This window comes from Desulfoluna butyratoxydans (assembly GCF_900699765.1).
In the GTDB taxonomy this organism is placed as follows: Bacteria; Desulfobacterota; Desulfobacteria; order Desulfobacterales; family Desulfolunaceae; genus Desulfoluna; species Desulfoluna butyratoxydans.
Window position 1 is genome coordinate 262,112 of record NZ_CAADHO010000005.1, and the last position, 21,973, is coordinate 284,084.

Here is a 21,973-nt window from a genome sequence, read left to right on the forward strand (position 1 = left end):
ACCGAAGCGCATAGCTCCGCCCCGTACCTTACAACCCCCTAATTTTTCGGATCAATCCTGAGAACGAGTATCCATGTAGCAACCTTCGTGCCAACACCATTTGATGCGATTCGACGATTTTTATTCCTCCCCATGCCAAAAAAAATGGCCGGATGCGTCCATCGTCCCCAAAGGGACTGGACACTTCCGGCCATCGCATCGTCATCGCGACAAAACATGCGATACATACAACCACTTAGATTCACCGACGATCGTCTCCGGCGATCAGACGCCGTTACACAGCTTGACCTTCCGCTCGATATATTTACGATGAACACCCAGGAACCGCGCGGCCTGGCTCTTGTTTCCCTCGGCCCTCACAAGGGCCCTGCGCACCAGGGCGGTCTCCATGCGCTCCACCTTGTCCTCGCAGGTGAGATCAATCACCTGGTCAGCCATGCTGTCGAAGGTCTCATCCAGGGAGAGCCCCTGCTGATGCGCAAAGGCCGCCACGCTTTGTTCCGTAATGGGGTTTTCGTCTGAGAGAAGGGAAATCTTTTCAATGGTGTTCTTCAACTGCCTGATGTTTCCCGGCCAGTCCAGGGCCATCATCGCCCGCAGCGCGCCGTCGGTAAAGTCCACCTTCTGCTCCACGCGACGCAGAAAAAACCTCACCAGCTCAGGGATATCCTGGCGCCGCTCCCGCAGGGAAGGCACCTCCAGGTTCAGGACATTCAGGCGGTAGTACAGATCTTCGCGAAACCTGCGATGCTTGATCATCGTCTCAAGATCCGCGTGGGTTGCAGCGATGATCCGCCCCTCAAAAGGAAGGTTGACGGCCCCCCCCAGTGGCCGATAGGACCTGGCCTCGATGACACGCAGCAGCTTGGCCTGCTGCGGAAGCGGAAGTTCCCCGATCTCATCGAGGAACAGGGTGCCCCTGCCGGTGATGGAGAGATACCCCTGGTGCTTTCCCGTCGCCCCTGTAAACATCCCTTTTTCGTGGCCGAACAGCAGGGTTTCAACCAGCGTCTCCGGTATGGCGGCGCAGTTGATGTCCACAAAGGGGAGGCGAGGATCCCCCCGCATATGATGAATCACGGACGCGATAACCTCCTTCCCGCAGCCCGTGGGCCCGGTGATCAATACCGGCAGCGACGAAGGAGCAATTCTGCAGACCATATCCATGACGTGCTCCATCTTTGCCGAACTGCCGATCACCATGGCATCTCGTACAACCTCCTGATTGACTTTCAAGTCCATAGACAAAGGCCCTTTATATAAGCATGACACAGCTAGTTTATCATTCCAGGCGGCCTCGCAAGACTCGTATAAATGCCTGCAGACATACAGCTTGTTAAGGGGCTTTTTCTGAAAAATCACCGTCGTGTCCATCCGGGAAATTTCAGCACCATTACCACTGTCTGCCCCCATAACCAAACCATTGAAAATGAAGGTAAAACAAATGCGCTCACGACACAAAAAAGGTTTTCACGGATTGATGCGCTGCCAACAACTTATCGCGAAAGGCATACAGACGGGTCTAATCAACTGATATAAAAGGAGAATACTTCACAGCTCTCCCACAAAGCCAGGCAACCCCGGGACACTACGTGCACTTTTGGTATACATATTCCGTGCCACCGCACATCATCGGTGGAGCACGGCAGGCCCCGGGGGCCTGCCGTCCACCTGTACAGGGCTTAACGAAACAGCGACAGATTGGCGGTTCTGAATATGGGATCCGGCAGGGTCTCTTCCGTGGTGAAAGCGACCTGTCGTTGGAGGAAGGGGCACAAAAAGGAGAGGTGTACGGCGGCCAGGCGAAGACCGAAACGATTCTTGTTCCCTTTGCCGTAGCGGGGATCACCCATGACAGGATGACCGATCATATCGAAATGGCGGCGAATCTGGTGCATGCGCCCAGTGTGCAGGCGCACAAGGGCCGTCGAGGTTCCGGCATCGGGGTCAACGCCTTCCACGACAAATTCCGTTTTGGCCTCTTTGCCTTCGATGGGTTCGTCAACAAAGCGGCTCTCCCCGGCGTCCGTGATCTCCCCGAGGAGTTCGGCACGGTAGATTTTCTGGATCCTGCCTTCCCGAAATAGGGAGGAGAGGGCTGCCGCGCTTTTTCTCCCGTGGGCAAGGATCACCAGCCCGGCAGTTTCGCGGTCGAGCCGATGCACGGGGTGAATATGGCGGACCCCGGCAAAATGCAGCTCTGCTTTTCTCTCAAGGGAAAAATGATCGCCGTAGAGGGTTCCCTGGGTAAGGAGCCCGGCAGGCTTGAACCAGACGCTGTAGTGCTCCCCGTCCTTCAGACACCAGGCCTCGGGAGCCGTGGCGGTGAGGAGGGCCTCGTCATAATAGATTTCCAGGGTCTGGCCGGGCTGCACCGTGCGTTTGGCATGACGAATGCGACGCCTCTTTTTCCCCTGGCGCAGCCAGACAGCGCCCTGTTTCATGGCCAGTTTCACCCGCCCCCGGGAGAGCCCGGTGGCGGCGGCCAGACAGGCCCCTGCTTCGACCGCATCGCCGGAAACCGTTTCACGATGCTGCCATTTCTTTCCTCGACTCACGTCCATACTATCCATCCCGCACACTATTTCACGCAAAAAACGATAACCCCAATGCCCTATTACCTATTACCTGCAACCTATTGTCTATTACCTGTTTACCTGTTTCACCTGCCCCGCCCTGTCCACCACCAGCTCCGGGCTCCGGTGGTAGCCGATGCGTACCCCGGAAAGGCAGACAAAGGTCTCGTCGGGCGGACGCGCCACCCCTTTGACCGTGTACACGCGAATGGAGCGGCCCTTGCCGTAGTGAAGCCAGCCGCCATGGTACAGGCCGCAGACCTCGGCCACCACCTCATTGACCCGGGAGGCGTCGCTCAGGTTCACGCCGTCGTCCACGGTGAGCAGATGGGCCCCTGTGTCGGCCTTGCCCCGCACCTCCAGGTCGGTAAGGGACGTGATCTCACGAAGGCCGTAATAATCCTTTAAACGCGTCACCGTCATATCGACGATCCACCCCGTTTCCAGGGCCTTCCCAGCCTTATAAAGATAGATGGCCCGGCCCTGCGGAGACTTGACCACGGCGTTTGAACCCGCCTTGTATAGCACAACAACACCCCGGAGGCGATAGTTGGACGAGCCGGCGGGCAGATTGTACAGATCCGCCACAGATACATCGGTGGGAGACTGTTTTGGAGAAGGTGCACGGGCGATGACCCTGGGGGTACGCACAGGCGTAAAAGGGCCCATGCGAAACTCCGCGTAAACGGGAAGGTGGTCGGAATACCCACGGCCCTGGTGTCTGCCCCGGCCTCTGTCTCCGCGCTGCCAGCGAAAGATCTCGCCGTTTTTCATGAGGTGATCCGGGGTGTAGCGCTGAAAAGAGCCGTCCACATAGCTGATCCCGTGACCATCGTACAGGGCGGCGGGAAGCAGGATGTGATCGAGGCTCCCTTTCCTGCCGTGATAGATGTAGCTCCACCTGTTCTCCGGCGACAGCTCCATCCAGAGGTCGTAATGCTTCCCCCGCCCTTTTTTCAGGCCCTCTTCCGAGACCATGGCGTCGTTAAAAACGGTTCCCAACAGGTGGTTGATGCCGGTTTTTCCGTGGGTGTCGTTGAGGCGGGGTTCTTCCGGGAATCGCTGCCACTCGTTGTAGTGGGCATTGAAATCCCCGGCGAGGATGTAATCGGTGCCCGAAGGCAACGTGGCGATATCGGCTGAAAGGGCTCGGGCGTAGAGCATGCGCTGGCTCTCCGGCCCCTGTTTGGACTTCCAGTGGTTGGCATACACCACCACCGGTGTCCCCAGTACATCCAGGGTGACCCGCAAGATGGCCCGCTGCTCCGGGCCGGGGATGATGTCCCGAACCTCGGACACGGGAAAACAGGAGAGCACCGCACAGCGTACGATGGAGGGATGCGTTGCCACAACGCCGTGGGCCAGGGGGTGGCCCGCGTTTAAAAGCTCCCGCTGGAGGCGCGCCAGGGCCTTGGGCGACTCTATCTCGGAGAGCACGGCCACATCGGCCCCTGCACCGGCCAGCACCGATGCGATATTGGCGTATTTTACCCGGGCCGTGGCTTCGTTCCAGCCCATGGCCGCACCCGGAGTGTAGTCGGGGTATTCGCTGCCGCTCAAGGTAAGATCAAACAGATTTTCAACATTGTAGGAGACAAGGCGAAATCCTGCCGCCACCGGGGCGGATGTGCCCAACAGAATAACAAGGAGCCCGGCCAGGAGCCGGACAGTTGTCACAACCTTGCGAACCATGGAACTCCTGAATAATGAGATATCGTTGACTCAGTAGGCGACAGGAACGGTTTTCTCGCAGTCAAGGGTCCGCTCCAGGGTTTCATCGGCCACATCCTGACTGGCCTCGAACCCTTCGGCCCCGCTCAGTTCTCCCCAGACCCGGGTGTACATGGAGTAACAGACGGTATGAAACATGGCATGAATCAGGTGGTGTGCCGATACCTTCATGCCCTCTTCGTTGAATCCATCGGAAAAACGGGCGATCCCTTCGTAGCGGACCTTGAACCCGTGGAGTAACCTGAGAAAACGAACCGCTTCGGCCACCCGGCTGCGGTGGGCCTCCGAGGTGATGTTTTTCGCCTTCCAGGAGGCGATAAGGCGCTGAATCTGATCGCTGCTGGCCCGCTTGAGGGTATCGGTGTTCTTCTCCCCCTGAAAAAAAATCTGGGCCTCCACGAGCTGGTCCACACGCGCTTCAAGGCCCATCTTGCAGAAATCGATCTCTGTTTTGAGGACCTTCTGGTTTTTACGAAGCACGATGACCTGAAACTCCGAGAGCGTCTCCCGATGCTCGGCGATCTTCTCTTCAAACTCTTCCAGTGCCTTCTTGAAATAGATGCGGCTCACGTATTCGTAGACCGAAGGGCCGGAGTCGTCATCGGCCACGGTGAGGATCCGGAGCACCTCGGGGATCAGCTGGGCCGACTCCTCGAACAGGTCTTTGCCCGTCACAACCTTGAATATCAGGGCCGCGGTGGCATACCAGTCCTGGAGCCTCAGGATCCGGGCCACCTCGCCAAAGTGTTCGCGGATCACATCGTTTCCGAAGAGATTGCTCGGGGTGGCGTACTTTGGGGTCCCCCCCAGAAGGGGCTGCTCGATGCGGCCCTTTTCCCCCATGGAGAGATAGGCGGCGGTCTCCACATCGATGATGCCGACCTTGAACTCCGTGGGGCTGGTGAGAAAGGTGGGGTAGTTTTCCGGGTCCCCTGCAATGAGCAGGTTGTCCGGCTTGATGTCCCGGATGGCGATATAGCGTTTGTTGAGGCCGGCCAGAAGGTCCAGCAGGTTCGTCACGATGCTGCCGATCATGGCCCGGCTCTTGACCGTATTCTTCTCGAACAGGTAGCCGTGGATCATCTTCCGGTAATCGGTGATGGGCTCGGTGTGCTCGGCCATGGCCAGGGTGGCCCGGCTGTTGAGTTCATCCATGAAGGCGGCGGACAGGTTCTGGTCCGTGGTTGGAATGCTCCGACCCGCAAGGAACTGGATAAACCAGGACCGGACACTGAAAATCGGCAGGGAAGAGCTGATCCCGAACTGCACGAGCAGGCGGTTGACCTCTTCCTCGAAAAAGTCGAACACCGCGGAGATCTTTGCGCAGGCCGAGGCCCGCTCCTTGCCGTATCGCCCTTCGAAATCATTGAGGTCCCACAAAATGTGCGGATGCCCCACAATCTCTTCCTCAATGGAAGCGCGGGAAATATGGATATCATCCAGCACCCGGCTCAGGAAATAGTACCGGGACAGGTCCATGAAAAAGGCAAAGGAGGGGCCGATCATGAGGTGCTTCTGGAAGGCCGTGTTGCCGGAGAGGCGTCCCACGTGCCCCTTTTCGATCTCGGTGGCCGACAGGGACGGGGTGCGGTTCGGGGCCAGAAGCTCCATGATCACCGACACGTTGGGTACCACACACTCGGTGGGGGCAAGGCGGGCCGCAAGGGAATTGCCGTACACCAGCTCTTTGATGTAGACGTTGAAATCGGTGAGGGGTTTGGGGGGAATCTTCACCACGATGTAGCGGTCGTAGATCACGAACCAGGTGTGGCTCCTGTGGGTCCCGGCCTCGCCCAGGGGACCGATGGTGAGCCTGCGCGTATGCCACTCTCCGTCTTTGAGGACCCCCAGCTCGTAAATCACGCCGAAGGCGGCCCGGTGACCTTCCACGGGCTCGAACCGACAGGGGGCATCGTTTCCCGCCCCCACCTGGGCCCGGTAGATCTCCAGGAAATGCTTGACCACATCCTCTTCCACGTAACGGTACTCGATCTCGGCGGCCTCGTCATGGCCCGGTTCGGAGACCGTCTTATCGGAAAACCCTTTTCCCCGCCCCCTTTTCCCCGGCTTAAAGGAGACAACCGTCCAGAGGCTCAGGAGAACAAGGGCCGCCACCAGGAACAGGGCCATGCCCTCCTCCGTGACCGGGGCGTCGTTGTATATAAACAGGACAAAAAACGTAAGGGATTCGGAAACGGCACGAAGCCAGTGGTCTGCCACTCGCCAAAGGTGGTCTGTCTTCTCAGGGAAAAAGGAGACGGCGACAGCAACAAGAACAAACAGAAAAAAGATCCTTTTAAAGGATTTCATGGTGGTGTCCGCACTGAGGTGTAGGAGAAGTAATCGAACCGTCGCACTGAAGGCGACAAAACCAGCGCTGTCCCCTTATTCGTTGGCCCATCGCACGAAACTGACCGACATCGGATGCATCGCCTTAAAAAATCTCTGATTTTCTACGGTGCCGTCATGCCTTGATATGCTCTGGAACCCATGCCTGGCGCAACCAACCGGCACCTCCCTTATGTAACAGAATCCCCCAAAGGCAGCAACCCATTGACTTGAAATACGTTTGAAATGAAAGGAAAGAAGAAGGGACGCTGTGCCCCGGCCAGGTCTCTGCGCCGGGGCAGCAACACGATCTGTGGGAAAAGATTAAGGAAAAGACGGCAGTCCGGTCACCGGGCATCGGCGGGCCGCGGGCTGTAGCAACGCGTCCACAGCGCCTCGTAAGCCTCCACCTCGCGTGCCCAGCGTTCATCGTCCCACGTCAGGGGCTGTTGAACCACCTCCCGAATGGTATCCATGAGATCCAGCCCCCCGTTTTTCATGACAAGGCCCATACGCACCCTTCGAAGCAGAAGGTCGTCAAGATGGCACACCGCCTCATGCTCGGCAGCGTAGGCAAGCTCCGCCCAGATATAGGGCGAGTCGGCGATGGGCTCCAGGCCGTGGGGAACGTCCAGGGCAAGCAAATCCAGGGTCCCTTTGCCGTATCGGCTCCAGAGGCGCTTGTACGTCTCCGTGTCCAGGCCGTCCGGGGTGGTCCCCCTGCGCTCGGAAAAGACCGCATCCCCCTCACCGGTGAGGGGATCTTCCCGGATGAAGGGCTGGGCCGCCTTAAGGGTATCCCAGGCCAGCCTGCGAAAGGTGGTGAGCTTGCCCCCGGTCACCGTTACCAGCCCGTGATCCACCCACACCGCGTGTTCCCGAGACTCCCGGGAGGCCTCCTTGCGGCCCTGGCTGAGCACCGGTCGCACCCCGGCAAAGGAGGTCAGGGCGTCGTCCCGCGTTACCTGTGCATCGGGGACCACGCGCTTTAAGGCGGCCATCAGGTAGTCGGCTTCGTCATCGGAGATAAAGGGCTCCAAGTTCACGTCCCCGTCGTGGTCCAGGTCCGTGGTGCCCAGCAGCACGACCCCTTCCCAGGGGATAATAAAGAGCGGCCGCTTGTCCACGGGGTGAAAAAAGCTGATGGCCTGGTCCACGGGGAGGGTCTGCCTGGAGAAGACAAGGTGACTCCCGCGCAGAGGCCGAAGGTGAACCTTGGACTCCGGCGACGGGTGCAGGGTCTCGGCCCAGACCCCGGTGGCGTTGACAACGGCCGGAGCCGCCACCTCCCAGGTCTTGCCGGTGGCCACGTCCCGCAGAGATACCCCGCGAACGGCTCCCTTCTCGTCCCGCAGGACGGCCTGGGCCTCGGTGTAGTTCAGGGCGCGCCCCCCCTGACGCGTGCCCTCACCGATGAGCCGAAGCACCAGCCGGGCGTCGTCCACCTGGGCGTCCATGAACAGGTACCCCCCTTTGAGCTTGCCGGTGTTGATCCCCGGAACCAGCTCCTGCACCTTGCTGCTGCGAAGATACCGGTGGCGAAACTTTCCCGCGATGATGTCGTACACGGTAAGCCCTGCTGCCATGGCCGCCCTGCCCGGCCCCGAGGACTCGTAAAGGGGCATGAGAAAATCAACAGGAGAGACAAGCCCCTCGGCTTCGGTGAGGAGTCTCTCCCTCTCCTTTACCGACTCCAGGGTCAGCTTGAACTGGGCCTCTTTTAAGTACCGGAGCCCCCCGTGAATCAACTTGGAGGACCGGCTGGAGGTTCCCCAGGCAAAATCTTTCTGTTCCACCAGAAGGCACCGGAGCCCGTTACGGACTGCTTCCCGGAACACCCCCGCGCCGGTGACGCCGCCACCGACAATGATCAAATCCACCCTGCTCTCTTCCTGCTGTCGTTCCATTGGTTCCCCTTCCCGGCCTGTCTCGTCACGTTCCCACCATGGACTTCCAGAGTGCGGATGCCTGTTCCATGGTCTGCCGCACCACCTCAGACGCCCCGTTGCAATCCTTTGCCTCCACCGCTTCAAGGAGGGCCTCGTAATACGCCGACGACTCCCTGCGGTGGGCCTCCTCCTCGAAGTACATGCCTCCCATATGAAGATACATCTCTCCAAAATCGTTTAAAATCATCCGATAAAACGGATTCCCGGACAGATCCGCCAGAATCAGGTGCAAGCCCCAGTCGTAGGTCACATAGGCCTCGGAGGTCTCGTCAAGCCCCTCGGCCTCCTTGAGGTAGGCCAAAAGGCTGTCCCTCTCCTCCCACACGGCAAACAGGGCCATCCGGGGCATGAGGGCGGACCTCAGCTCAAGGAAATGGGAGACAAAGGCGCTGGGAACGTACCCTTTGTGGCGTGTCAGGGTGGAGAGGATCCCCAGGCCCCCTGTTTTCAGGTAATCGTTCACCAGGGTCGGCTTGCCGTGGGCAATGGTAATCCACCCCTCGGTCTCCATCTGCTTCAAGGTCTCCCGCAAGGTCGGGCGGGTGACCCCGAGCTCACCGGCCAGGGCCCGCTCCGCGGGCAATGTGGAGCCCGGCGGGTAGGTTCCGTCGAGGATGGAGCTGACCAACTTGTGTTCTGCAAACTTCGTAGGACGTAAAGGCCCGGCACTGTTATTCATCGCACGTTCTCCTTCATTTTTTTCTTTGCAATGAAGCCGATATCTGGTAAGTGGTCATACCACTAGTCGTTATTCTGTGTCAAGACGACAACAGTCTGAATACCCGATTAAAAACAATTGCCATCACAAAGTGAACATACGTAGCGTTGATCAGCCATGTTCGCACCACAGGCACAGCCCCGATGGCAAAGACCGGAAGGCATGGCTGCAACGCCTGCCCCTGACCGAGCCGATCCCTAAGGAGCCCCCATGACCCCTGTGATCCTCTCCATTGACTGCGGCACCCAGAGCATGAGAACCCTCCTCTTCTCCGGAGAGGGCACCCTCCTTGACAGCGAACAGGTGGAGTACGCCCCTTACTACAGCGAGCAGCCGGGCTGGGCCGAGCAGGACCCGGAACTCCTCTGGGAAAGCCTTGTGGCCGGATGCAAAGCCCTTTGTTCCCGCAAACCCGACCTCATGGCCGCGGTCAAGGGGGTGGGTGTCACCACCCAGCGGGCCACCATGATCAACGTGGACGCCCAGGGAATGCCCCTGCGACCGGCCATCACCTGGCTGGACCAGAGAAAGGCCGCTCCGGTCTTTACGCCCCCCTTTCCTGTGGGGCCCATTTTATCCGCCGTGGGGGTCGGTTCCATCCTCACCAAGGTGCAACAGGAAGGCAAGGGCAACTGGATCCGCCAGAACCAGCCCGAGATCTGGGAAAAAACCCACAAATACCTTCAGGTATCCGGGTTCCTGAACCACCGACTCACCGGGCGGTTCGCCGACTCCTCGGCCTCCCAGATAGGTCACATCCCCTTCAACTACAAGAAAAGCTGCTGGGCCTCCCGCTTCGACCCCTCGTCCCTGCTCTTTCCCATGGAAAGGGAAAAGCTGCCCGAGGTGGTCCCCCCCGGCGAAGTGTTGGGCCACATCACCCCGGAGGCGGCGACGGCGACAGGCCTTGCCCAAGGCCTGCCCGTCATCGCCTGCGGGTCGGACAAAGGGTGCGAGACACTCGGCATGGGGGTCCTCTCCGAAGAGACCGCCAGCCTGAGCTTCGGCACCACGGCCACGGTGCAGCTCTCCTCCAGGCGCTACTTCGAGCCGCTGCGCTTCATGCCCGCCTACCCCGCCCCGGTGCCCGGGCACTGGAACCCTGAAATTGAGATCTTCCGGGGCTACTGGATGATCACCTGGTTCAAGAATGAGTTCGCCCACAAAGAGGTGGCCAAGGCCGAAGTCAAAGGCATCGCCCCGGAAGCGGAAATGGACCGGCTCCTGGAAAAAGCCCCTCCCGGGGCCATGGGCCTCATGGTCCAGCCCTACTGGGGACCGGGCCTGGAGCACCCCAACGCCAAGGGAGCTATGATCGGATTCGGGGATGTCCACAAAAAAGAGCACGTCTACAAAGCGGTCATCGAAGGCCTGGGTTATGCCCTCCTGGAAGGGCTGGAACGCCTGGAGAAAAAGACAAAAATTCCGGTGGAACGCCTTGCCGTGTCCGGCGGGGCCTCCCGAAGCGACCAGATCTGCCAGATCTCGGCCGATATCTTCAACCGTTCCCTGGTGCGGGGAAAAACCACGGAGACCTCGGGCCTGGGCGCTGCCATCGTCACCGCCGTTGGTTTAGGAATCTACAAAGACTTCCAGGGGGCCATCGACGCCATGGTGCACTACGACACCACCTTCGAACCGAGCCCAGACCGCACCGCCCTTTACAGAAAACTCTACCAACGGGTCTACAAGCGCATCTACCCGCGCCTGGACCCCATCTACAAGGAGATCCGGGAGATCACCGGATATCCCGAATAACAGGGGATTGCAAATGCTCCAGGGCTTCGCCCCTCCGCATTTGCGTACGGGCTACACCCGTGAAAAGGGATTGTTTTTCCCATCGTTGCCCGGGGTAAAAAAATGGGCCTTTAACAAGTTCTTTCAAAAATATGCTCACGCACACAGATATCAACACACCAAGGAGACCTGCCATGAAACAAAAAAAGCCATCCTTTGAGCCCCAATGGCGAACCACCCCTCCGGAACCCGGAAGCTGGCGATCCATCTTCAAATGGGGAGCCCCGGACGGGTTCAAGCACCCCAACGCCAAGCTGTACGCCATGCTGAAGGAGACCTTCGGCCTCTCGGACGACGCCTTTACCGCCCCGGTCTCCTCCGGCGACGACCTTGTCACCTTAGGTGAAAACACCCCTGCCATCGATCCAGAAACCATGGAGGCCTTCACCGCCATCAGTGGCGAGGAAAACGTTTCTGTGAGCGACTACGACCGGGTGAAATACTCCACCGGAAAAACCATGGAGGAGATCTACGCCCTCCGGGATGGAACCCCCGAAAAAGTAGCGGATCTCATCGTTCACCCCCGCACCGAAGAGGAGATCTCCCGCATCGTGGCCCTCTGCCACGAGAAAAAGATCCCCCTTCACGTCTTCGGCGGCGGCAGCTCCGTAACCCTGGGCCTCACACCCAAAAAAGGGGGCGTCACCCTGGTGATGGCCACCCACATGACCCGGGTGGTAGAGTTCAACGAGATCAACCAGACCATCACCGTGGAGTGCGGCATCATGGGCCCGGCCCTGGAAGAGCTCCTCAACAACGCCCCCAACACCTTCAACACCCGCCACACCTACACCTGCGGCCACTTCCCCCAGTCCTTCGAGTTCTCCACCGTGGGCGGCTGGATTGCGGCCAAAGGATCGGGCCAGCAGTCCTCCTACTACGGCGACGCCGTGGACCTGGTTTTGGGCCAGACCTGCGTCACCCCTGCGGGTAAGATCACCACCCTCGATTTTCCCAGCACCGCCACAGGCCCCATGGTCAACGACATCCTCAAAGGGGGCGAAGGGGCCTACGGGGTCCTGACGCGCGCCACCCTCAAGGTGTTCCGCCACACCCCCGAGACCCGCAAACGCTTCAGCTTCATCTTCCCCACCTGGCAGGACGCGGTGAACGCCACCCGAGAGATCTCCCAGGCCGAATGCGGCATGCCCTCGGTGTTTCGCATCTCCGACCCGGAAGAGACCTATATCGGCCTCAAGCAACACGGCATCGAAGGCACCCCGCTGGACACCTTCATGACGTTTCGGGGCTACAAATCCGGCCAGCGCTGCCTGCTCCTCGGCCACACCGAAGGGGAGAAGGGATTCTCCAAAAACGTCTGTAAAAACGTCCGCCGCATCGCAAAGGCCAACGGAGCCATGAGCCTCACCGGCTACCCCGTCAAGCTCTGGCAGCACGGCCGCTTCAGCGACCCGTACCTGCGGGAGGACCTGAACGACTACGGCGTGGTCATCGACACCCTGGAGACCGGCGTCAAGTGGGACAACCTGCACCAGGTCCACATGGGCGTGCGCCAGTTCATCAAAAACCGCCCGGACACCCTGTGCATGACCCACTGCTCCCACATCTACCCCCAGGGGACCAACCTCTACTTCATCTTCATCGGCAAATTCGAAACCCGGGATGAGTTCGTGACCTTTCAACGGGGCATTATCCAAAGCATCGAGGAAAACGGCGGCACCCTCTCCCACCACCACGGCGTAGGCCGCATGATGGCCCCCCTCATGGAAAAACACCTCGGAAAGGGCCAGATGGACACCCTGAAAGCCTTAAAAAAACACTTCGACCCCAACAACATCATGAACCCCGGCGGCACCCTGGGCCTGGACGAGCCCACAGAGCCCTGACCCGAATTGCCCGAAGCACCCCAATAGCAGTAAGTTACAGCTTGTACCCATGAGATATCCGGGCTAAGGGAGATCGGGACCTGTGCCCCCGCTCCCAACAAAAAACCGCCTCCCCGGGTGACCCCACACCCGGAAGGCGGTTTTTTTATGGCAACGAGCCCGTTCGTTTTCTGCGCAAGGCCAATGCCTTCACATCACCCCGGCACCCCAGGAGAAAACCCCATAAATTTGAGTCTTTTACTTCATAGACCCTTCCCTTGATTTCACCTATATTAAATACCGAAGTAAATCCCCTCATCAACAGCATTCCCCCTTAGAGAACAGGTGGACTTTCCCAGAGTCCGCCTGTTTTCTTTTTAGGGTGTCGACAACTCATCTCCCCCCCCCGTGTACTCACGCCAACATTCCGCCGATCCACGTAGGATGGGCAAAGCGAAGCGTGCCCATCGAGCACCCCGAAGCCCCCTCACCCCAGGCCCGCCCCTACCCATACCGACACAAAATCCATAGGTTGCGACCCCACACAATTCCCGCCCCCCCCCAAACCAACACCCCTCCACCCCACGTAGGATGGCAAAGCGGAGCGTGCCCATCGAACACCCCGGAGCCCCCGCACACCAGGCCCGCCTCCACCCATACCGACACAAAATCCATAGGTTGCGACCCCACACAATCCCCCCCCCAAACCAACACCCCTCCACCCCACGTAGGATGGGCAAAGCGGAGCGTGCCCATCGAGCACCCCGAAGCCCCCTCACACCAGGCCCGCCCCCGCCCATACCAACACAAAATCCATAGGTTACGACCCCACACAATTCCCGTCCCCCAAACCAACACCCCTCCACCCCACGTAGGATGGGCAAAGCGGAGCGTGCCCATCGAGCACCCCGAGCCCCCTCACACCAGGCCCGCCCCCGCCCATACCGACACAAAATCCATAGGTTACGACCCCACACAATTCCCGCCCCCCCCCCAAACCAACACCCCTCCACCCCACGTAGGATGGGCAAAGCGAAGCGTGCCCATCTAACGCCCCGCCCTTCTCCCAACGTCACAGTCAAACACAAATATTCCCCGACAATACACCCAAAAAATCAAAACTCGTTTTAAATTGAAAATTCACGATTTCAGGCGTATGACTAATGACGACAATCAATTGAAATGTTGTGTCAATTTCAGGTATTGCCCTGTTTCGATAGAACACTCGGAGTTAATACAACTGCGACCGCAAAAAAACAGCACATAGGACAATCAAACTGGAAAATGCACTTGTTCACAGATATACCGACTTTATTGCGCAAAAAGGCACAATAGCCCACGTCAATGACAGTTTATGATGCATTTGATCGTTTTATTGAGCGATTAATGCACCATAATATATGTTAGGCACCAATATATATCTTGTAGGGATAATACCGATGGAATCAGAAAAACGGACTGAAAACGAGATATTTAGCGAATTGGAAAGTATTTGCCAATCTTCAGGTTATGTACATGCAATTGCTTACTTTTGTTTTAGAGATAACACAATAGGTTATACTGATGAAATGAATGTTGATGATGTATTGCGCCAGTATACAACAGAAAGGCTTGTACGGACAGAAATATCAACGATCATAGGTCTTGCTTGCAAAACGACACTCGACACTACTCATCCTGGGCCAGCTAAAATTCAAGAGTACATAGACAGAACTGATGCACTTTTACTTGAACTTCACAAGGCTATGATGCCCCCGATTAAGGAACTAATTGATCCAAATAAACTATCAGATCCTGACTTCAATCCTTTTAAGAATGGGGATATGCTCAGAGAATCTATATTTTATGGTGGGGAATCAGCTTATAACTTTCAATATAAAGACCTTTCATTAATTAAGTATAAACATGACAGTAAATGGTTTCAAGACAATAAAGGGTATTCAGTTGAGCAGGCTTGGATTTTAGTATCTTCGCTTGGGCAGCTACAAAATAACAAAATCAACAAAGTATTTCCGGCTTTAACAGAAAAACATCCTAATGAATGGACAATTTATCCGAGCTTCACTTTTACTGCGGAAGAACTTTCAGAATTATCTGGCATCGAAATAAGTATTACAAAATCCTTCATTGAGTCTTTTGTAGTTCCTGAGAGTATCGACAATAATACTTTTGCCGCCTTAGATGATTTTAATCCTCTAAATGCTTATCCAATAATAAAAGTTAGCGACACTGAATATCTGCTTTTTCAGAACTACAGTTTAGTAGAAGCTATGTATGAAACTCCTTTCTTTTGGTTTAACGATGATAAAGGCTATAAAAATAAAGCCAAAGAAAATAGAGGCTTGTTCACAGAGAAGTTTTCAGAGGAGCGTTTAAAACTTGTATTTGGTGAGAACCGTGTTTTTACAAATATAGATATTTACAAAGATAAAAAAACAAGAGTTGGAGAGATAGATGTTCTTGTTGTCTTTTCCAATCGCGCTATTGTGTTACAAGCAAAGTCTAAAAAACTCACAATAGCCGCCAGAAAAGGTAATGATAATTGTCTTCGTGAAGATTTTAAAAAAGCAGTTCAAGACGCATACGATCAAGCATTTTCTTGTTCAGAGTTTTTAAACGATCAAAATTATAAATTAATAGATTCGGATGGTAATGAGTTAACCTTAAATAGAAATTATCGCGAAATATATCCGTTTTGTGTTATTTCAGATCATTATCCGGCACTTAGTTTTCAAGCACGGCAGTTTCTTAAGTACAATACGACTAATGAAATTATGCCTCCATTTATAATGGATGTGTTTCTTTTAGACGTAATGACTGAAATGTTACAGTCCCCACTATATTTTTTGAGTTATATCAACCGAAGAGTTACATATTCTGAGCGAATTTTATCTAATCATGAACTAACGATACTGTCTTATCATCTTAAGCAGAACCTCTGGATAGAAAACGATGTATCAATGATCCAATTAGGAGATGACATTTGTGCAGATTTAGATCTATCTATGTTAAACAGAAGGTACAAAACACCTGGTGTAGATACACCAGATGGAATACTGACAAAATTTAGGGGTACAACCTTTGGCCAGATTATTAATGAAATAGATAATCTGGATGACCCTGCCACTATTGACCTTGGTTTTATGCTGCTATCCTTAAGCAGTGACACGGTAAACCAAATAAATAATAGTATAGATCATTTATGCAATTTACACATGCAAGATAGTAAACATCACGACCTCACGTTAGGCTTTGATAAGGGACAAAGTGGGCTAACGATCCATTGCAATAGTGATAGGTCAGAAGTTAGTGCCCCAAGGCTAAGGAATCATTGCCACAAAAGGAAATATGCTCTTAAAGCTAAAACTTGGTTTGGGTTATGTATCGTTCCCAAAAGCAAAAGGATTAAATTTGGTTTGGAGTTGAGCTTCGACTGGGAGCAGTCAGATCAAATGGATGAATTGACAAAAGATTTACCTGCTCCTCAGATTTTAAGCAATGGAAGGAAGTTCAATTTCCGAACAAAAAAAAGGCATGGTCGTAAAATAGGACGAAATGAACCCTGTCCCTGTGGAAGCGGAAAAAAATACAAAAAATGTTGTCTTAATTAACATAGAACAATTGATTTTGTGCCTAACAAGGCAAATTAACATGGACTGCCAAAAGTCGCGCCGCTTCGCTCTGCTTCCTTTTGGCAGCCGGTTATTTGCGTCGTTATCTTACACAATCATGATGTAAACCGAATAGAGGGTCAAATACCAATGATTAAAAGCATTACCCTTTTTTTGAGTGGCGCATTTTCAGTTGTCATATTGTACTATTTGACGCCAATCTTGCTTGAAAAATTTATTATATCTTATGATCGTATTGAGCGAACAAAGGACAACTCTACCTTTCCTTCTGTTATTTACTGTTCATTAGCAGTTGATTCAAAAAATATATATTTTACCTCTCAGATAATTGATCAAAAAACATTAAGTTCACAAAGTTTTATTCATTCAATTGACAAATCGAATGGAAAAGAAAATTGGCGGACTGAAATAAGTGATGTCACTGGAAGTCAGATAATTTCAACAAAAGATATGGTATTGATAATTGGGTCAACACAAATCTATGCAATAGATCGTCTTAGCGGTGAACTACTATGGGATAATAAATGTGAATTTATAAATTTTTCATACACATTCGATGATAACTTCATTTTCATTAGAAACAATGGTGAGATTTCGGCCATTGACATGAAAAATGGTGAGAAATCTTGGGTTGTTCAAACATATGATAATATTCCCATTGGACAAATTTCACACAAAAATGGTGAGATCTTTTATACAAATTTAGATGGCTTAATCAAAATTGTTTCAGCAACAAATGGAGAAGAAATCGGTTCTTATACAACTGATATTCCGAATGTTTTAACAACAAAAAGATGACAATAAAATAAACTCGGACGTCACAAAGCTGCTCCGCTCGTTCCTCGCTCCGCAACTTTGCAACGCCGGTTATTTAAGCGTTATATGTCTTTAAATCTCTGTATTCGATCAATAGGAACGTTTGAATGCAGTATTAACTTGTTAATAAAATTGAAATGTGCTGTTTGTGGTCTTAGCATAATCATAGTTGTAATAAAAGGAGCTAATTTGTGGTGGGTCTTATAATTTTCATATCGGTTTTTATCTTTTTGGTTTTTGTTTCCATTTTTACTACGAACAAAAAGCGCGACAAAGCAGCAATAACAAGTATAACTAATATTGAAATGGAATTGATTCAAGCCAGAAAGGACATAGTTTTTATTACTGGCTCTCAGATTGAAGGGCGTGAAGTTCTCAGTGTTATTGGCGGTGTACGTGGTATCTCTAAAACGCAAGCTACAGGGACTGCGGAGTTCGAACTAAGTGAAAAAGAAGCACTACTAAGTCTCCTAAATGAAGCTCGGCAGTTAGGGGCAAATGGCGTTGTAGATGTTAAACTAAACACTGGAACGTATGAAAAACAAGGCTCAAGGTGGCAAGTATCGCAATCAATATACACGGGTACAGCTGTGTTATTGGAAGACATCTAATTTGGCTTTTTCAACTCTGAGAACAGACATATAATCGGGTAGCCGGGGGTTTCTCTCCCCCAGCCCCCACACCACCCGGCATGCGGGTCCGCACCTGGCGTTTCACAAAGATATCCGGGCCGTAGCCAGGAAAAAGTGTTAAAAACGAATCTTATACCAAGATGACGGTTTCCACTTTTAACCCTTCAAGGGCACGTAACCCACGCCGCGCCTGTTCCATACTCCTCCTGTCGGATTTATTGTAGCAACAGAGCACATGGTTGCACCGTTGTTCTTCATGTTCGGTCCTTCGGCAGGGTGAGTCCTCCAGCGATTACCTCGGGGTGTCTCGCGGCTCGTTTCCAAACGTCACTCCCTCAATGACGTATTCCTACACCTACTATGACCTCTGCTGACTCCTGTTCGACCACTGCCTGTGTTGCCACAATCAGCGCTTCCATACGGCTGCAAAGTCGAACAGGCCTCCCCGGACTCAGTTTAGTACCCCCTTGAGGGGTGTAAGAACGTAATCTTTCTTTACACAACCGCAGCATTTACCATATCACTCTGAATCCTGGACTTCGTCATGTTGTGCTGACTCATCCAGAGACTTGACCTTATATGCTGTTTCTGTTCGTCGGCTCATAGATTTGCCATAGAGTGACCAAGCCCTCCGGTCGTTCTCGCTGACGCTCGTGATTCCGTTCCGCTCCATCTCCTCCAGACGAAACCTCACGGCGCCGCCCTTGTCTTAGGATAGTGCTTATGCTAAACCGTTGTTTGGTAAGCAGGATTCACGCAAAGAGGACCTCCCGCTTAAACTTCCGGGTCATCTCATAAGATTACGCCCATGTCGGTCGTACACAAGCCATTTCACCGGACGGGCTTACAGCTGCTCTTTGGCGAGCGCCTTCGGTTTTTACATAATTTAAACTATTTACCGGTGTCGGCCCTCGTCGCCCGCGCGGTTAATTCAGCGTTATGTTTCAGTACACTCTATTGTTAATCCATATTGAGGAACCTGAATAATGGATACGGAAAATAAGGCAGCGATATTGGCTCGCGCAGGAATTGTTAGTGTTGGTTTGGCTGCTATCGTTTGTGGCATCAATCTCTTGAGTGAGAGTCTTGGAATTATTGGCAACACAATAAATCGTCAATTTGGTCACGAGTTAGGCCTCGATAGCATTATCGTACTGTGTAGTTCCCTTATCGGGCCAGCTTTTATGTTAATATTTGGAATCGCACTTCTAAAAAAGACGGAATCAATTTCACAAAAATACTTTTCTATTAGCTCTATCTCGACAGAAATACTAATATACCGAATGCTCTTTTGTATCTTGGGGTTATATCACATTTCTCGTGGCTTCATCGATTTCTTAACGCTCTCTACGAATCTTTCTGTTTATTATTTCACACCTTCAAATATTGACATTCAAATGAGTCCTTCGAGCTATGTGCCCTGGCTTGTTGGGGCAGTGGCAAATTTTTCATTGGGTATTTTTCTATTTCGGGGTGCTCCGGGGCTTTTTGGTTGGTACTTAGGTCGTTGTCACTCTGTAGACAAAAGCGTTATAAAAACATAACAATTGACTCATGGCCGCCCCCAAAAAGCTGGCCAAGTCTTTCGTAACTTCACCCGCTACCCCTATCAGCTTTTTGGGTCGGCATAGCCACGCGTTCGGCTTCTACAACACAAGGATCTACACCATGGGAATGCATGGCCATTTCAAAGCTGTTCCTCAAAAAATTGTACCACTCCTTTTGGAGTATCCTTTTTTTGTTAACTACTTAGTTGGTTCAATCTCAGCTGACATAACATCCCTTGACCAATACATACGTTATTTAGAGAATTAACAAATAAGGCAGAATACAAAATACCAGAATGACCTTAACCAAGTTAACTCCAATTCAGAATTGATAAATGATCTTAATTTCGAATTACAAGTGAAATTTGGTGTGGTGAAGTCATATATTCCGATGATCGACCAACTTCGTGAATCAAAGGAATTATCCGTTGATCAGTACTGGCAAGCTATTCACTTTTTAGTTAACAGTAAATTTGAAGGTGGTAATTCACCTTTAGAAAAGTTTGTTTTAGGCGGAAAACCCATTGGTGAAAATATGGGGTATGATCCACCTATGCTATTAAATTCTTCAGAAGTTCTGAGATATCACCGAAGAGTTGAATCGGTTTTCTGTAGAACAAATACGAAGAGTGTACAGTCCTTTAAGTTTTAACAACCATGAAATTTATCCCGAATTTACCGAATGGGGAGAATGCTCTGTCGAACCAATTCTTGATTATTATTTGAAGCTTGTTTCATATTACAATCAGGCTGCAAATAATAATTATTCAATGATTATTTATATATCATGAATATAGGAGTAAAGCCGAACAAACACTTGCACGCCGACCGACCGCAAGTGCTGCTTTTCGGCCCTGTTCGTTGGCCGATAGTTTTCAAATATCAAACACCGTCATGTACCCGCGCCCGTCGGGTGAAGTATGGCGTTCGCCTTGGAACCCATGATGTGAACTGGACAAAACAATATGAGAGTCAAACTAGGGCACTACGTTTATTTCTGGGCCGTTAATTCTTTAATGGCTGCAGGCACTGGACTTGTTCTCGGGATTTTTGCAATTAGGGTGGGCATATCCTTGATTTCTCCAATGTCCTTCCCAATATGCTTTGTTGTCATTTATCAGTTTTATATTGTTTCGTATTTTTGGGGTAAACGCCGTGGTGAATTTGAATTTTCGTTCCTTGAGCGGTCTGCTATACGTGGAGAGGAGAATCAAGAACTCAAGATTCGGCTAAAGAAAGTGAGGCAAGAATTGAAATGGGGAGACCCGGCCTCTGCCCATGCAAAATTAACCGCCGCACTAAAAGATTTTCCGGACAACTTTGTTGCGTGTTTCAAATACGCTGTTTCTTGCGAAAGAATGGGCATGGGTGATGACGCTATTGCGTCTTATAATAAAGCCGAAACTCTCATACCCACGCCTTCAACCTCTCTTAGATGTTATGTAGCCAAACAATCTACGCGAGTTAAGAAAGAAGGCCCATCAAGAAGGTCCTCTTCCCCAGGTTTACAATATGTTATTTATTAAAAATATCGGCGAATCGGATAGCCGGGGGTTTCTCCCCCAGCCCCCACACCACCCGGCATGCGGGTCCGCACCGGGCGTTTCACCAAGATATCCGGGTCGTAGCCAGGAAAAAATGTTAAAAGCTAACCCTATATCAAGATGACGGTTTCCACTTTTAACCCTTCAAGGGCACGCAACCCACGCCGCGCCTGTTCCATACTCCTCCTGTCGGATTTATTGTAGCAACAGCACACATGGTTGCACCGTTGTTCCTCATGTTCGGTCCTTCGGCAGGGTGAGTCCTCCTGCGATTACCTCGGGGTGTCTCGCTGCTCGTTTCCAAACGTCACTCCGTCAATGACGTATTCCTACACATACTATGACCTCTGCTGATTCCTGTTCCATCACTGCCTGTGTTACCACAATCAGCGCTGCCATACGGCCGCAAAGTCGAACAGGCCTCCCCGGACTCAGTTTAGTACCCCCTTGAGGGGTGTAAGAACGTAATCTTTCTTTACACAACCGCAGCATTTACCATATCCCCTCGAATCCTGGACTTCGTCATGTTGTGCTGACTCATCCAGCGACTTGGCCTTATATGCTGTTTCTGTTCGTCGGCTCGTAGATTTGCCGTAGAGTTACCACTCCCTCCGGTCGTTCTCGCTGACGCTCGTGATTCCGTTCTGCTCCATCTCCTCCAGACGAAACTCACGTTGCCGTCCTTGTATTTGGATAGCGCTTATGCTAAGCCGTTGATTGGTCAACATGATTCACGCATAGAGAACTTCCCTTACACATCATAAAATTACGCCCATGCCGGGTGTATACAATTACCTTCAAGCCGACCGGATTCTACCGCGGTTTATCGGCTGCCTTTATTTCGAGCAGGCTGTCAAATATCACCCCCTGTAGTGCT

At 52.6% G+C, this 21,973-nt stretch carries 15 protein-coding genes; 9 read left to right on the plus strand and 6 right to left on the minus strand.

The window, feature by feature from the left end; genetic code table 11:
* Positions 1-264: 264 nt before the first annotated feature.
* From MSL71_RS15210 to MSL71_RS15235, 6 genes are all read right to left on the minus strand, one after another.
* Positions 265-1,203 (minus strand): sigma 54-interacting transcriptional regulator, encoded by a 939-nt coding sequence (locus tag MSL71_RS15210; RefSeq protein ID WP_180141850.1) that lies wholly within the window; start codon positions 1,201-1,203, stop codon positions 265-267.
* Between the two features lie 479 nt (positions 1,204-1,682).
* Complete coding sequence (locus MSL71_RS15215; protein ID WP_180141852.1) at positions 1,683-2,564, minus strand: RluA family pseudouridine synthase; 882 nt, start codon at positions 2,562-2,564, stop codon at positions 1,683-1,685.
* An 81-nt stretch (positions 2,565-2,645) separates the two neighbouring features.
* Positions 2,646-4,268: an endonuclease/exonuclease/phosphatase family protein gene (locus MSL71_RS15220; protein ID WP_180141854.1), complete on the minus strand. Its 1,623-nt coding sequence runs from the start codon at positions 4,266-4,268 to the stop codon at positions 2,646-2,648.
* A gap of 30 nt (positions 4,269-4,298) precedes the next feature.
* Entirely contained in the window at positions 4,299-6,617 is a 2,319-nt protein-coding gene (locus MSL71_RS15225; protein WP_180141856.1) for a protein kinase family protein, read from the minus strand.
* Positions 6,618-6,982: 365 nt separating this feature from the next.
* Entirely contained in the window at positions 6,983-8,542 is a 1,560-nt protein-coding gene (locus MSL71_RS15230; RefSeq protein ID WP_180141858.1) for a glycerol-3-phosphate dehydrogenase/oxidase, read from the minus strand.
* A gap of 25 nt (positions 8,543-8,567) precedes the next feature.
* Positions 8,568-9,263 carry a GntR family transcriptional regulator gene (locus MSL71_RS15235; protein ID WP_180141860.1) on the minus strand — a complete coding sequence of 232 codons (696 nt, stop codon included), beginning with the start codon at positions 9,261-9,263 and terminating at the stop codon, positions 8,568-8,570.
* A 249-nt stretch (positions 9,264-9,512) separates the two neighbouring features.
* On the opposite strand from MSL71_RS15235, the gene MSL71_RS15240 reads away from it, so the two are divergent.
* The 9 genes from MSL71_RS15240 (at position 9,513) to MSL71_RS15280 (ending at position 21,078) form a co-directional block, all read left to right on the plus strand.
* A complete protein-coding gene (locus MSL71_RS15240; RefSeq protein ID WP_180141862.1) occupies positions 9,513-11,060 on the plus strand; it encodes an FGGY-family carbohydrate kinase in 1,548 nt (515 codons plus the stop codon).
* 173 nt (positions 11,061-11,233) lie between these two features.
* Positions 11,234-12,946, plus strand: coding sequence for an FAD-binding oxidoreductase (locus MSL71_RS15245; RefSeq protein WP_180141864.1), 1,713 nt, complete (start codon positions 11,234-11,236; stop codon positions 12,944-12,946).
* Between the two features lie 1,418 nt (positions 12,947-14,364).
* Positions 14,365-16,536 (plus strand): SEC-C metal-binding domain-containing protein, encoded by a 2,172-nt coding sequence (locus MSL71_RS15250; RefSeq protein ID WP_180141866.1) that lies wholly within the window; start codon positions 14,365-14,367, stop codon positions 16,534-16,536.
* A gap of 150 nt (positions 16,537-16,686) precedes the next feature.
* A complete protein-coding gene (locus MSL71_RS15255) occupies positions 16,687-17,355 on the plus strand; it encodes an outer membrane protein assembly factor BamB family protein (protein WP_180141868.1) in 669 nt (222 codons plus the stop codon).
* Between the two features lie 212 nt (positions 17,356-17,567).
* Positions 17,568-17,984 (plus strand): heavy metal-binding domain-containing protein, encoded by a 417-nt coding sequence (locus MSL71_RS15260; protein WP_180141870.1) that lies wholly within the window; start codon positions 17,568-17,570, stop codon positions 17,982-17,984.
* A gap of 1,007 nt (positions 17,985-18,991) precedes the next feature.
* On the plus strand, positions 18,992-19,549 hold the full coding sequence (locus tag MSL71_RS15265) for a hypothetical protein (RefSeq protein WP_180141872.1): 558 nt from the start codon (positions 18,992-18,994) through the stop codon (positions 19,547-19,549).
* A 394-nt stretch (positions 19,550-19,943) separates the two neighbouring features.
* The gene (locus MSL71_RS26950) at positions 19,944-20,204 is read left to right on the plus strand and encodes a DUF1877 family protein (RefSeq protein WP_180141874.1); all 261 of its coding nucleotides are present in this window, start codon (positions 19,944-19,946) and stop codon (positions 20,202-20,204) included.
* Positions 20,137-20,343, plus strand: a complete 207-nt coding sequence (locus MSL71_RS26955) for a DUF1877 family protein (protein WP_425484430.1) — start codon at positions 20,137-20,139, stop codon at positions 20,341-20,343. Before MSL71_RS26950 ends, MSL71_RS26955 begins: the two co-directional genes overlap by 68 nt.
* A gap of 174 nt (positions 20,344-20,517) precedes the next feature.
* Positions 20,518-21,078, plus strand: a complete 561-nt coding sequence (locus tag MSL71_RS15280; RefSeq protein WP_180141878.1) for a tetratricopeptide repeat protein — start codon at positions 20,518-20,520, stop codon at positions 21,076-21,078.
* The last annotated feature ends 895 nt before the right edge of the window (positions 21,079-21,973 follow it).